The sequence below is a fragment of the Streptomyces bathyalis genome, from assembly GCF_015910445.1.
In the GTDB taxonomy this organism is placed as follows: domain Bacteria; phylum Actinomycetota; class Actinomycetes; order Streptomycetales; family Streptomycetaceae; genus Streptomyces; species Streptomyces bathyalis.
In genome coordinates this window covers 6,649,723-6,662,084 of the sequence record NZ_CP048882.1, presented here as the reverse complement: position 1 = coordinate 6,662,084, position 12,362 = coordinate 6,649,723, and the positions used below count along the sequence as shown (strand labels likewise).

Genomic DNA, 12,362 nt, shown 5'->3' with positions numbered 1-12,362 from the left:
CTGTACCGACTTTCCGCTGCATCCCTGCGAACAGGAGGGCTCTCCTGATGCGAGCGAACACGGGCGACCGTCTGCTGATGCACGGCCGGGTCGTGGGTGAACACGACCGCGAAGCGGAGATCGTCGAGGTGCTCGGCCACAACGGCGAACCGCCGTTCCGGGTGCGCTTCGACGACGGGCACGAGGCAGTTGTCTCACCGGGCCCCGACTCCGTCGTGCAGGAACGCAAGAAGAGCAAGCGCCCCGCCTGACAAGGCCGGGCCTGACAGGGCCGGGCCTGACGGGCCGCCGCCGTCGGCGTCGGCCCATGATCACCGTTTTCCCGAACTCGCCGACCGCTACCGCCGCGGCGGATAGTGGTCGGCGACGACGCGGTCCATGGCGCCGATGATGTCCTCCGAGACCTCCTTGGCGGAGAAGAACGCGTGCCCCCGCACCTCCGGCAGCGCCTCGCAGTACGTGAGGTGGCGGGAGAGTTCCGCGGGGTCCTGCCACGGAGCGGGCTGGGCGGGGTCGCCCGCCTTGTAGAGAGCCTCTCCGATGTAGAGGCGTGTGCGGGTGCCGCGTACCGTCTCGGCCCACCACGGCGCCAGCTTCGCGTAGTCCGCGACCTCGAAGCCCATGTGCCAGTAGATCTGCGGGATGACGTAGTCGAGGCGGCCCTCGCGCACCCATTTGCGGGTGTCCGCGTACAGGTCGTCGTAGGTCTCCACTCCCGCGGCGCTGTCCGAACCCGCCGGGTCACTGGACTTGTTGCGCCACACGCCGAAGGGACTGATCCCGAAGGACAGTCCGGGCTTGATCCGGCGGATGCGCTGCCCGGCCTCCGCGACGAGCAGGTCGATGTTGTTGCGGCGCCAGGCGGCACGGTCGGGGAATCCCTTGCCGTACTCCTCGTACGCGGCGTCGTCGTCGAACGTCTCGCCGTCGACCGGGTAGGGGTAGAAGTAGTCGTCCCAGTGGACTCCGTCGATGTCGTAGCGGCGGACCGCATCGAGCATGGCGTCCTGGACGAAGCGCCGTACCTGCGGCAGCCCCGGGTTGTAGTAGAGCTTGCCGCCGTAGGTGACGACCCAGTCGGGGTGACGCCGCGCCGGATGGGAGGGGACGAGGCGGCCCGGGTCGTCGTGCAGCGCGATCCGGTACGGGTTGAACCACGCCTCGACGGCCAAGCCGCGACGGTGCGCCTCGCGGACCACGAAGCCCAGAGGGTCCCAGCCTGGGTCCTTGCCCTGGACGCCTGTGAGCCACTGCGACCAGGGCTCGTACCGGGACGGCCACAGCGCGTCCGCCGTCGGTCTCGCCTGGAACCAGACCGTGTTGAGCCGCCGGCGGCGAGCGGCGTCAAGGTGAGCGAGCAGCTCGGTCTGCTGCTTCTGCGGGCTCAGGCCGGGAGCGCTTGGCCAGTCGCGGTTGTCGACCGTGGCGAGCCACATGCCGCGCATCTCCCGGTGGGCGCCGCTCCGGCCCGGGCCGCTGCGGTCCCGGGCGAGCTGCCGCTCCTGCGCGGCGGCGGCCTGATTCGAGGAACCGGCAACACCGGTCAGTGCTCCCACCGAACCTGCCGCGAAGCTTCTGCGTGTGACCCGCCGCATCGTCTCCCCTTCCCCCTTCGTGGTCACCGGTTCATGAGGGCGGTTCGTGGCCGCCCTCTCCCGGCCTACCTTCATGGTCCCCCCGACGGGGCCGATCGCGGTCTTCCCGGCCCGTGGAGCGAGGGTGGTGGAGACCAATTCGCCGATGTTGCCGCGTCCGTGGCGCCCGTACAAGTCCCCGCGCGCGCTTTCGCCCCCGGCCCCCAAGGTGTGCGCGCTCGGGGGTAACGTCGTGGGCGGCGTGGGAGCACCCCCGGTACTCACTCCGGGGGAGGGAGGAACAGGGCTGTTCCTCCGGGGGCCGTTCCTCTGCGGGCCGTTCCTCCGGGGATCCCCGCCCGTCACGCCTGAGACCAAAGGATCAGCGAAAGGCACGAGGTGACGGACATCGAACGCGTCGGAGTGGTGGGCTGCGGCCAGATGGGCTCGGGCATCGCCGAGGTGTGTGCACGGGCCGGGCTGGAGGTCATGGTCGCCGAGACCACCGGCGAGGCGCTGGAGCTGGGCCGCACACGGCTGGCGAACTCCCTCGGGAAGGCCGCGGAACGCGGCAAGATCACCGAGCAGGAGCGGGACGCCACGCTCGGCCGGCTCACCTTCACCACGGACCTGGGCGACTTCGCGGACCGTGACCTCGTCGTCGAAGCGGTCATCGAGAACGAGCAGGTCAAGACGGAGATCTTCCAGGTCCTCGACCAGGTCGTCACCAGGACCGACGCCATCCTCGCGTCCAACACCTCGTCGATCCCCCTGGTCAAGCTCGCGGTGGCGACGTCCCGCCCCGATCAGGTCATCGGCATCCACTTCTTCAACCCGGCACCGGTGCAGAAGCTCGTCGAGCTCATCCCCGCGCTGACCACCAGCGAGGAGACCATCAAGCGTGCGGAGACCGCCGTTTCCGGTCTGCTCGACAAGCACACGATCCGGGCCCAGGACCGTTCCGGTTTTGTCGTCAACGCGCTGCTGATTCCGTATCTGCTCTCCGCCGTCAGGATGTTCGAGTCGGGCATCGCGAGCCGTGAGGACATCGACAACGGCATGGAGCTGGGCTGTGCGCACCCGATGGGGCCGCTCAAGCTCACGGATCTCATCGGTCTCGACACGGTCGCCTCGGTCGCCGACTCGATGTACTCGGAGTTCAAGGAGCCCCTGTACGCCGCTCCCCCGCTGCTGCAGCGGATGGTGGACGCGGGACGCCTCGGGCGCAAGGCGGGCGCGGGCTTCTACGCCTACTGACGGCTGCTCACCACCTCACAGGGAGGCTGCGAGAAGCCGTCCGGCCCGGGGCGCGGGGACCGTGGCGCTACGGGCATGAGCACAGCAACGACGCATCCGGCGCCGCCAGTTGCGACGGCGGCTCCCGCGTCTGCCCGTGCACGCGGCAGCGGTCGTTGCGAAGGGCGAGCAGCGCGACGTCGTCGGGCAGCCGCCCGCCCGCGTGGCGCAGCAAGGCCCGGCGCACAGAGTCCACGATGTCCGCCGGCTCCACCACACCTGCCGCATCGGTCTCGCCGCGTCCCTTTCCCCGCTGGGCGAAGAGGGCTGCCGTGAGGACGTCGGGCAGCGGGAAGGAGCGTCCGTCGGCGTCGCGGGCGTCCTCCGCTCCGTCGGTGTACAGGAACAGCCCTTCTCCCGGCGGCAGTTGCATGCGCCGGGGTGACGGGCCGCCGGACGGCAGCGGCAACATGCCAAGAGGAGGCAGCGGTTCGGCGGTGGTGACCGGTTCGCTGCGGCACGGGCCGTCCTGACCGATGGTCAGGCGGTAGGGCCAGGGGTGGCCGCAGTTGACGGCCGTGACCTCGCCGTCCGCACGCACCTCCAGCAGGAGCACCGTCACGAACTCCTCGTCCACCTCGACGGATTCCGCCGCTGCCCCGCTCTCCGGCGAGCCGGACGGTGCGTGGCGGCGGTCGTCCAGGTGCCGCTCCAGCGCCCGCTCCAGGCGGTACGGCACCCGCTCCAGCCGCGGTTCGTCGTGTGCGGCCTCGCGGAAGCTGCCGAGCACGGCGGCCACCGTGCCGACGGCGCCGAGCCCGTGCCCGCGTACGTCGCCGATCACGATGCGCACGCCGTGCGCGGTGGCGACCGCGTCGTACAGGTCACCGCCCACCGCGGCACCACGGGCCGACGAGAGATAGCCGGCCGCGACGGTGAGCCCCTCGATGTGCGGCGGCAGTGGCCGTATCAGCGCCTGCTGCGCGGCGGTTGCGACCTCCCGGATACGCGCGAGCTCGTCGGTCAGGCGCACGCGCCGCCGCATCGTGAAGCAGCTGGCCATCGCGACGGAGATGATCGCCCCGCACATCCCGGCTCTGCTGCCGATCTCCTCGTAGACGGGGACGCTCCCCACCGGGTACAGCGCGAGGAGCGCGCATCCGCCGCCGAGCCACACACCGCTGCGTGCCCCCGTGCCGGCGCAGGCCAGCGCGGGCGTGGCGGCCAGCAGCGCGAGAGCGTGGGTGTTCACGGGCAGCAGCAGCTCCCACACGACCACGCCCGCCGCCCACAGGGCGGGCACGGCGAAGCCCACCGCTCTTCGCACGCTCCAGTTCCGCGAATCGTGAGTGGCCCTCGTTCCGCGGTCGGCAGTGTCCGCTCCCGCCGGGCCGGAGCTGCTCACGCCGACGCGCGTTCGCTGGTCTGCGGTCATGCCGATCGGTCCCTCCGGCCTCCGGGCGGTCCCCCGCCCCTCACGTGCTGCTGTCCTGCCCCCCTCCCTCCGGCTCCACCGGAACCGTGCACCCCGTGCCATCCCCCTGCGACCAGCACGATGGTGTCCGAAGCGGCGGCCGGAACGACCCAGGTCCCGCATTACTCACACGATTGAGTGAGTCGACGCGTGGCTGTGCGGCCCGCTCCGGCGCATGCGCCTACTCGGTGGCCCCGAATGTTCCAGGACGCACGGAGGCCCGGCCCCGGGCGATTCCGGGACCGGGCCTCCGTGAGCGTCAGGCCCCTGCCGGGGACTCCGCCCCACGCAGGGTCGCGCCCGTGCGTTCGACGGCCGAGGCGACCGCGGCATCGCGTGCCGCCGAGGCCTCCTCTGCGGTCAGCGTGCGGTCGCGCGCACGGAAGCGCAGCGCGTACGCCAGGGACTTCTTGCCGCTGCCGAGCTGTTCGCCCGTGAAGACGTCGAACAGGCGCACCGATTCGAGGAGTTCACCGGCACCCTCGCGCAGCGCCTTCTCCACCCGCGCCGCCGGAACGGACTCGTCCACGACCAGCGCGACGTCCCGCGTCGCCACCGGGAAGCCGGAGATCCGCGGGGCGGGCACGACCGATCCGCCCGCCTCCTCTACGGCGTCGAGGTCGAGCTCCATCGCGCAGGACCGCGGCGGCAGGCCGAGCGCCTTGACGACCCGCGGGTGCAGTTCGCCCGCGTGCCCCACGAGCGTCTCGCCACCCTCGCCGTCGCCGACGAACAGTGCCGCGCACCGGCCCGGGTGCCAGGGCTCGAACTGGGCGCTGCGGACGGTGAGTTCCACCCGCGCGGCGCCCGCCACACAGCGGGCGGCCTCCACGGCGTCGGCCCAAACCGCGGGGTGGCCCTCGCCCCACCAGCCGGGCCGTTCACGGGGGCCGGCGAGGACGGCCGCCGCGTACCGGGGCTGGCGCGGCAGCGCCGAGTCCAGCGAGGCGATCTCCTCGTCCCCGGGCCGGGCGTCCACGCGCAGCCGTTCCGCACGGGACTCGTCCCCTGTCGGCAGGAAGACCAGGCCCGTCTCGAAGAGGGCCAGGCCGCCGTGGCTGCCCTGGCTGCCACGGCCCTCGTTGCGGCGCAGCGCCGCGAGAAGGCCCGGCAGCAGCGTCGTGCGCAGCGACGGCTCCTCGTCGGAGAGCGGGTTGACCAGCGTCACCGTACGGCGGCGCGTGTCGTCCTCGGCGAGGCCGAGCTGGTCGAAGGAATCCGGCCCGACGAAGGGGTAGTTGAGCGCTTCGACATAGCCGGCGCCCGCCAGCGCACGTCCGACCCTGCGGTGCAGGCGCTGCCGTTCGGTCAGGCCCCGGCCGGCGGGCGGCCTGGGCAGGGTGGAGGGCAGGTTCTCGTAGCCCTCCAGCCGGATGACCTCCTCCGCCAGGTCGTTGGGGTCGGTCAGGTCGGAACGCCAGGACGGCACGGTGACGGTGAGCTCGTCCTGCCCGTACACGTCGCATCCCACCTGGAGCAGGCGGTGCACGACCGTCTCGCGGTCGTATTCGACGCCCGCGACCCGGCCCGGGTGGGTGACGGGGATCTTGATCGTGTGAGGCCCGTGCGGTGTGACGAACTGGGTCACTCCGGCCTCCGCCCTGCCTCCGGCGAGCAGCACCAGCAGGTCCACGGTGCGCTGCGCCGCGGCCGCGGCGGCCTCGGGGTCGACGCCTCGTTCGAACCGCCGCGAAGCCTCCGAGGAGATCCTGTGCCGCCTGCTGGAACGCGCCACGGTGACCGGGTCGAAGTGGGCTGCTTCCACGACGACTTCGGTCGTCCCGCGCCACTCGCCGCTCTCCGGGTCCTGCTCGGGGTCGGCGATTTCGCTGTGGATGCCGCCCATCACACCGGCGAGGCCGATGGGCCCGGCGTCATCGGCGATGACGAGGTCTTCTGCGTCCAGCTTCCGCTTCGTCCCGTCGAGGGTGGTCAGCAGCTCGCCCGGGGTGGCCCGGCGGACCGTGATCGGGCCCTCCAGCCGGGAGCGGTCATAGGCGTGCAGCGGCGAACCCAGCTCCAGCATCACGTAGTTGGTGATGTCCACGGGCAGGGAGACGGGCCGCATGCCCGACTTCTGCAGCCGCCGCTGGAGCCACAGCGGGGACGTGGCCTCCGGCCGCAGCCCCGTGACCGTGCGGGCGGCGAAGCGGTCGCAGCCCTTCGGGTCGGAGACGTTGACCTGGAAGCCGTCCGCGTTGGGTGTGGGCACGTCCAGCAGCGCGGGGTCGCGCAGCTGGAGCCCGTAGGCCGTCGCCGTCTCGCGGGCGATGCCCCGCATGGACAGGCAGTAGCCGCGGTCGGGCGTGACCGCGATGTCCAGCACCTCGTCGACGAGTTCGAGCAGCTCGATCGCGTCGGTGCCCGGCTCGTACTCCGGCGGCAGGACGATGATCCCCGAGTGGTCGTCACCCATGTCCAGCTCGGCGGCCGAGCAGATCATGCCCTCGGAGACCTTGCCGTAGGTCTTGCGGGCGCTGATGGCGAAGTCGCCGGGCAGCACCGCGCCCGGCAGCACGACGACGACCTTGTCGCCGACGACGAAGTTGCTCGCGCCGCACACGATGTTCTGCGGCTCGCCGGTTCCGTTGGCCTGGCCGACATCGACCTGGCAGTAGCGGATCGGCTTCTTGAACTCCGTCAGCTCCTCGATGGCGAGCACCTTGCCGACGACGAGCGGACCCTTGAGGCCGGAACCGAGACGGTCGACGGTCTCGACCTCCAGACCGGCCGCGATCAGTTTCGCCGCGACGTCACGGCCGGTCTCGCCCGCCGGCAGGTCGACGTACTCTCGCAGCCACGAAAGCGGGGCGCGCATCAGATCTCCATCCCGAACGGCCTGGTGAAGCGCACGTCACCCTCGACCATGTCTCGCATGTCCTCGACGTTGTGGCGGAACATCAGCATCCGCTCGATCCCGAACCCGAAGGCGAATCCGCTGTACTTCTCCGGGTCCACGCCGCAGGCGGTCAGCACACGCGGGTTGACCATGCCGCAGCCGCCCAGCTCGATCCAGCCCTCGCTGGAGCAGGTGCGGCACGGGCGGTCCGGGTCGCCGACGGACTCGCCGTGGCAGCGGTAGCAGACCATGTCCATCTCGGCGGACGGCTCGGTGAAGGGGAAGTAGTTGGGACGCAGACGGGTGTGCACGCCCTCGCCGAACAGCTCCCGCACCATGTGGTCGAGCGTGCCCTTCAGGTCGGCCATGGTCAGGCCCTCGTCGACGGCCAGCAGCTCGACCTGTGTGAAGACAGGCGTGTGCGTCGCGTCCAGCTCGTCGGTGCGGAAGACCCGGCCGGGGCAGATGACGTAAACGGGGGGCTCGCGGTCGAGCATCGTACGGATCTGCACGGGCGAGGTGTGCGTGCGCAGGACGACGCCGCTGTCCTCGCCGTCCTTCCCTTCCGCCACGCTCTCCTTGCCGGGGCGTACGAAGAAGGTGTCCTGCATCGTGCGCGCCGGGTGGTCGGGCGCGATGTTGAGGGCGTCGAAGTTGAACCACTCCGCCTCGGCCTCGGGGCCTTCGGCGACCTCGTACCCCATGGCGACGAAGATGTCCTCGACGCGCTCGCTGAACGTCGTCAGCGGATGGCGGGCGCCTTCGGGCAGACGGTCGTAGGGCAGCGTGACGTCGACGGCCTCCTCGACGAGGACTCGCTCGTCGCGTTCGCGCTCCAGCTCCTCCTGCCGGTTCTTCAGCGCCTGGCCGACAGCGCCGCGTGCCTGGCCGACGCGCTTGCCGGCCTCGGCCTTGGCGTGCGGCGGGAGGGCGCCGATCTCGCGGTTGGCGAGAGCCAGCGGGGAGCGGTCGCCTGCGTGTGCGGCCTTCACCTCTCGCAGCGCTTCGAGATCACCGGCCGCGGCGATGGCGGCGAGCGCCTCGTCCTTCGCGCGGTCGACGACTTCCGGTTTGAGTGCCTCGACCTCGACGGGGTCGTAGGACTTATTGGGTGCGGACATCTTTTCCCGTACTTCCGATTGGATCCGGCTGCGCAAGGGTGCCAGCAGCCGAGTCTAGATGGAGGGGCGTGCTGCCCCGCACACGGCCGTGATCGGCCGATCACGCGGAGGGGCCACGCTCCCGCGGGCCGCGGAGAAGCCCGTGCGCGCCACTCAGGCCATGAAGGCCGGGGCGCCCACGGGCAGGGTAAATCGGAACCGGGCACCGCCGGCGACCGCCCGGTCCACGGTGATCGTCCCGCCGTGCGCCTCGACGATGCCCTTGACGATGTACAGGCCCAGGCCCGTGCCGCCGCGCTTGCTGCCCCGCCAGAAGCGGGTGAAGACGCGGCTCATCGACTCCTCGGGGATGCCGGGGCCTTCGTCGCTCACGGTGACTGCCGTTCCTTCTTCGTCGCTGCGGGAGGGTGCGGGTGCCACTTCAATGGTGACAGTGCCCTCGCCGTGCCGCACCGCGTTTTCCAGCAGGTTGCCCAGCACCTGGTCGATCTTGTCCGGGTCCGCCCACAGGCCGGGCAGGGGCTCGCTGATGCGTGTGACGAAGCGGTCCGCGGTGCGTCCGGCCGCGATGTGTGCCTCGACGTGACGGCGCACGGCCGCGGCCATGTCCACCGGCTGGCGCCGCACCTCGAGGCGTCCGGAGTCGATGCGAGATATGTCGAGCAGTTCGGCGATGAGCCTGGTGACGCGGTTGGCGTCGGAGTCCACGGTCTCCAGCATCAGCCGCTTCTGGTCGTCGGTGAAGCGTTCCCACTTCGCCAGCAGCGTCGCGGTGAAGCCCTTCACGGAGGTGAGCGGCGAGCGCAGTTCGTGCGCGACCGTCGCTATCAGCTCGGCATGGCTGCGCTCGGCACGCCTGCGCGCCTCGGTCCCGCGTACGGTCACCACGAGCCGCTGCACGGGGCCCTTCGGGCGGGCCCGCACGTAGCGTGCGGCGACCATGACTTCGCGGCCGCCGGGCAGGAGCAGGTTCCGTTCGGGCTGGCCGGTGCGGGTGGCGAGGCCGCCGTAGGGGTCGGTCAGCTGCCACCATCGGCGGCCGTCCATGTCCTCCAGAGGCAGCGCCTGCTGGAGGGGGCCGCCGAGGACGTCGGCGGCGCTGAGCCCCGTGATGCGGGCCGCGGCGGCGTTGAAGCAGACGACCCGGCCGGCAGAGTCGGCGACGACGAGGCCGTCGGGCAGATCGTCGGGGTGTACGCCGGGTCCGGTGGCCGCTGCGCGGGGGGCCGGGCCGGAGTTCGGGATGCCGCCCTCGGAGTCCTGGGCGTGCTGCTCGTCGGAGCTGTTGGTTGCGGCCGGTCCGGCGGAGGCACCGGATGACGGGGAAGGGGCGCCGCGCGGCTGAGTGCGCTGCGTCCGCACCTCCATTTCCGCTGCACCCCCCTCGTCTGGCCTCACTGGTCCACCGGCCCCAACTGGCTCGACTGGCTCCGCCCCGGGCCCGGCCACCCTACTAGTGCGGCGTCCACGATGTCCCTCCCCGCGACGTGGGGCGGAGCCGCACGCGCCGGCGGGGGACGTGCCGTGAACACGGGCCGAGCGGGCACATGTTGCCGGTCCACTTCCGCGCGCCCGCCGGAGGATTCCCTCGCCCCGTCCCGGGTGGCGCCCGTTCCGGGGCGTGCGGCCCCGGGCGGGCCTTACGCGCCGTCGCCGTTCGCGGCCCCGCCGCGCCCTGCGACGCTGCGCTGTGCACGGGCCGAGGCATACAGGCAGACTGCCGCCGCCGTCGCCAGATTGAGGCTCTCCGCCCGGCCGTGGATCGGCACCCGCACCACCTCGTCCGCGAGGGCACGGGTCTCCTCGGGCAGGCCCCATGCCTCGTTCCCGAAGATCCAGCCGGTGGGGCCGCTCATGGTGCCGGCGTCGAGTTCGGCGTCCAGGTCCCGCTCGCCGCTTCCGTCGGCGGCGAGCAGGCGTACACCGGCGGCGCGCAGTCCCTCGGCGGCCTTCCCGGCGGGAACGCCGACGGCGACGGGCAGATGGAAGAGCGAACCCGCGGACGCCCGTACGGTCTTGGGGTTGTAGAGGTCGACGGACGCGTCGGTCAGGACGACGGCGTCGGCCCCCGCGGCGTCGGCGCATCGCAGCACGGTGCCGGCGTTCCCGGGATCCCGTACGTGCGCGAGGACGGCAACGAGGCGAGGCCGGGCGGAGAGGACGGCCTCCAGCGGGGAGTCGACGAAACGGCAGACCCCGATCAGTCCCTGCGGGCTGACCGTCTGGGCGATGCCGTCGAGCGTCTGCGGATCGGCGAGATGGACCCGGGCGCCCGAATCCCGCGCCTCGCGCAGGATCCCGGGGTGACGGTCAGCGGCCTCGGGCGTCGCGAACAGCTCGACCAGGGCGGGACCGGCTTCCGCCCCCGCGCCTGCGTCTCCTCCGCCCGCCTCGGTGTGGGAGGGCCGGTGTGCCACGGCCTCCCGCACGGCCTGCGGTCCCTCGGCGAGGAAACGGCGGTCCTTGGCGCGGAAGTTGCGCCGCACCAGGCGCCGCGCCGCGGCGACGCGTGCGGAGCGTGGCGAGATCAGGTCGGGGGTGCCCATGGGCGGCGGCTCACTTCCCAGTTCGTGACCGTGCGGCACGCGACAGCAGCGGACCCGCGGGCGCGATGCCCGCGGGTCCGCTGCAGTGCGTCATACGTCCTGCGTGCTTCAGGCTGCCTTCGGGGCGTTGACGTCGCTCGGCAGGGCCTTCTGCGCCACCTCGACGAGAGCGGTGAACGCGCCCGCGTCGTTGACCGCGAGGTCGGCCAGGATCTTGCGGTCCACCTCGATGTTGGCGGCCTTCAGACCCTGGATGAAGCGGTTGTAGGTGATGCCGTTGGCGCGGGCAGCGGCATTGATGCGCTGGATCCACAGCTGGCGGAAGTCGCCCTTGCGCCGCTTGCGGTCGTTGTAGTTGTAGACGTAGGAGTGAGTGACCTGCTCCTTCGCCTTCCTGTACAGACGCGAGCGCTGGCCGCGGTAACCGCTGGCCTGCTCGAGGATCGCCCGGCGCTTCTTGTGTGCGTTGACTGACCGCTTGACGCGTGCCACTTGATAACTCCTTGGTACACGGGGCCGGTCTGGTGGGACGACCACCCAGCCCGAATCGATTGGGTCCCGGCCGGGCCGGACTTACTTGCCGAGAAGCTTCTTGGCCTTCTTGGCGTCGGCCGAGGACGCCTCGGTGCTGCCGGCGAGGCGGCGCGTCAACGTGGACGGCTTGTGCTCGAGATAGTGGCGGCGACCGGCACGCTGGCGCATCACCTTGCCCGAGCCTGTGATCTTGAAGCGCTTGCGGGCACCACTGTGCGTCTTGTTCTTCGGCATGTCGCCGTTCACTCCTCGTCGGTGGCGCCTCGCGCTCGGCCGGGGGCCGGCGGCGGAGGCGCCGTCTGTCGCTTACGGGTTGTCCAGGGGGTCCCGAGGCCGGGGCCCCTTGAGGGCTCACGCCTCAGCGGGCTCCTCGGCGGGGCTGCTCTCCTGCTGGCGGCCGGCCTTGCGGGCGGCCTGAGCCTCGCGGGCTTCGGCCATGGCCTCGGTCTTCTTCTTGTGCGGACCGAGGACCATGATCATGTTACGGCCGTCCTGCTTCGGGTTGGATTCCACGAAGCCCAGGTCGGCGACGTCGTCCGCGAGCCGCTGGAGCAGCCGGAAGCCCAGCTCGGGGCGGGACTGCTCGCGTCCGCGGAACATGATCGTGATCTTGACCTTGTCACCCTGCTTGAGGAACCGGACGACGTGACCCTTCTTGGTGTCGTAGTCGTGCGGATCGATCTTCGGCCGGAGCTTCATCTCCTTGATGACCGTGTGCGCCTGGTTCTTGCGCGCCTCACGGGCCTTCATGGCCGACTCGTACTTGAACTTTCCGTAGTCCATGAGCTTGCACACCGGCGGACGGGCTGTCGCGGCCACCTCGACGAGGTCGAGGTCGTATTCCTGTGCGAGCTCCAGGGCCTTGGCAAGCGGCACGATGCCGACCTGCTCGCCACTGGGACCGACGAGTCGCACCTCAGGGACGCGAATCCGGTCGTTGATGCGGGGCTCGGCGCTGATGGGGCCTCCTCGGGTACACGACGCGGCGGTCTGGCGGACGGCCGCGCAAGTGATGTCGTCTTAGTGACCACCGCGCCG

The 12,362-nt window shown here is 71.4% G+C and carries 11 protein-coding genes; 2 read left to right on the top strand and 9 right to left on the bottom strand.

Annotated elements, in window-relative coordinates; translation table 11 throughout:
- Positions 1–47 precede the first annotated feature (47 nt).
- On the top strand, positions 48–251 hold the full coding sequence (locus G4Z16_RS28975; RefSeq protein ID WP_197353538.1) for a DUF1918 domain-containing protein: 204 nt from the start codon (positions 48–50) through the stop codon (positions 249–251).
- An 87-nt stretch (positions 252–338) separates the two neighbouring features.
- On the opposite strand, the gene G4Z16_RS28970 is transcribed toward G4Z16_RS28975, so the two are convergent.
- Complete coding sequence (locus tag G4Z16_RS28970) at positions 339–1,595, bottom strand: glycoside hydrolase family 10-like protein (protein WP_197354995.1); 1,257 nt, start codon at positions 1,593–1,595, stop codon at positions 339–341.
- 378 nt (positions 1,596–1,973) lie between these two features.
- Here G4Z16_RS28970 and G4Z16_RS28965 point away from each other — a divergent pair, with 378 nt between their 5' ends.
- Positions 1,974–2,831, top strand: coding sequence for a 3-hydroxybutyryl-CoA dehydrogenase (locus G4Z16_RS28965; RefSeq protein WP_197353537.1), 858 nt, complete (start codon positions 1,974–1,976; stop codon positions 2,829–2,831).
- A gap of 67 nt (positions 2,832–2,898) precedes the next feature.
- On the opposite strand, the gene G4Z16_RS28960 is transcribed toward G4Z16_RS28965, so the two are convergent.
- From G4Z16_RS28960 to infC, 8 genes are all read right to left on the bottom strand, one after another.
- On the bottom strand, positions 2,899–4,137 hold the full coding sequence (locus tag G4Z16_RS28960) for a PP2C family protein-serine/threonine phosphatase (RefSeq protein ID WP_246531123.1): 1,239 nt from the start codon (positions 4,135–4,137) through the stop codon (positions 2,899–2,901).
- A 406-nt stretch (positions 4,138–4,543) separates the two neighbouring features.
- Positions 4,544–7,102 (bottom strand): phenylalanine--tRNA ligase subunit beta, encoded by a 2,559-nt coding sequence (gene pheT, locus G4Z16_RS28955; RefSeq protein ID WP_197353535.1) that lies wholly within the window; start codon positions 7,100–7,102, stop codon positions 4,544–4,546.
- Positions 7,102–8,244 (bottom strand): phenylalanine--tRNA ligase subunit alpha, encoded by a 1,143-nt coding sequence (gene pheS, locus G4Z16_RS28950; RefSeq protein ID WP_197353534.1) that lies wholly within the window; start codon positions 8,242–8,244, stop codon positions 7,102–7,104. The genes pheT and pheS overlap by 1 nt, the downstream gene beginning before the upstream one ends.
- A 153-nt stretch (positions 8,245–8,397) precedes the next feature.
- Complete coding sequence (locus G4Z16_RS28945; protein WP_197353533.1) at positions 8,398–9,612, bottom strand: sensor histidine kinase; 1,215 nt, start codon at positions 9,610–9,612, stop codon at positions 8,398–8,400.
- Positions 9,613–9,884: 272 nt separating this feature from the next.
- On the bottom strand, positions 9,885–10,790 hold the full coding sequence (locus tag G4Z16_RS28940; RefSeq protein ID WP_197353532.1) for a TrmH family RNA methyltransferase: 906 nt from the start codon (positions 10,788–10,790) through the stop codon (positions 9,885–9,887).
- 108 nt (positions 10,791–10,898) lie between these two features.
- Entirely contained in the window at positions 10,899–11,282 is a 384-nt protein-coding gene (gene rplT, locus G4Z16_RS28935; RefSeq protein WP_189036097.1) for a 50S ribosomal protein L20, read from the bottom strand.
- A gap of 81 nt (positions 11,283–11,363) precedes the next feature.
- Positions 11,364–11,558 carry a 50S ribosomal protein L35 gene (gene rpmI, locus G4Z16_RS28930; RefSeq protein ID WP_197353531.1) on the bottom strand — a complete coding sequence of 65 codons (195 nt, stop codon included), beginning with the start codon at positions 11,556–11,558 and terminating at the stop codon, positions 11,364–11,366.
- Between the two features lie 117 nt (positions 11,559–11,675).
- Positions 11,676–12,338 (bottom strand): translation initiation factor IF-3, encoded by a 663-nt coding sequence (gene infC, locus G4Z16_RS28925; protein WP_197354994.1) that lies wholly within the window; start codon positions 12,336–12,338, stop codon positions 11,676–11,678.
- Positions 12,339–12,362: the final 24 nt, after the last annotated feature.

What these genes read in the sequence shown, in the direction of transcription:
- G4Z16_RS28975 (WP_197353538.1), top strand. Translation starts at nt 48, where the DNA reads ATGCGAGCGAACACGGGCGACCGTCTGCTGATGCACGGCCGGGTCGTG.
- G4Z16_RS28970 (WP_197354995.1), bottom strand. Translation starts at nt 1,595, where the DNA reads ATGCGGCGGGTCACACGCAGAAGCTTCGCGGCAGGTTCGGTGGGAGCA.
- pheT (WP_197353535.1), bottom strand. Translation starts at nt 7,102, where the DNA reads ATGCGCGCCCCGCTTTCGTGGCTGCGAGAGTACGTCGACCTGCCGGCG.
- pheS (WP_197353534.1), bottom strand. Translation starts at nt 8,244, where the DNA reads ATGTCCGCACCCAATAAGTCCTACGACCCCGTCGAGGTCGAGGCACTC.
- G4Z16_RS28945 (WP_197353533.1), bottom strand. Translation starts at nt 9,612, where the DNA reads ATGGAGGTGCGGACGCAGCGCACTCAGCCGCGCGGCGCCCCTTCCCCG.
- G4Z16_RS28940 (WP_197353532.1), bottom strand. Translation starts at nt 10,790, where the DNA reads ATGGGCACCCCCGACCTGATCTCGCCACGCTCCGCACGCGTCGCCGCG.
- rpmI (WP_197353531.1), bottom strand. Translation starts at nt 11,558, where the DNA reads ATGCCGAAGAACAAGACGCACAGTGGTGCCCGCAAGCGCTTCAAGATC.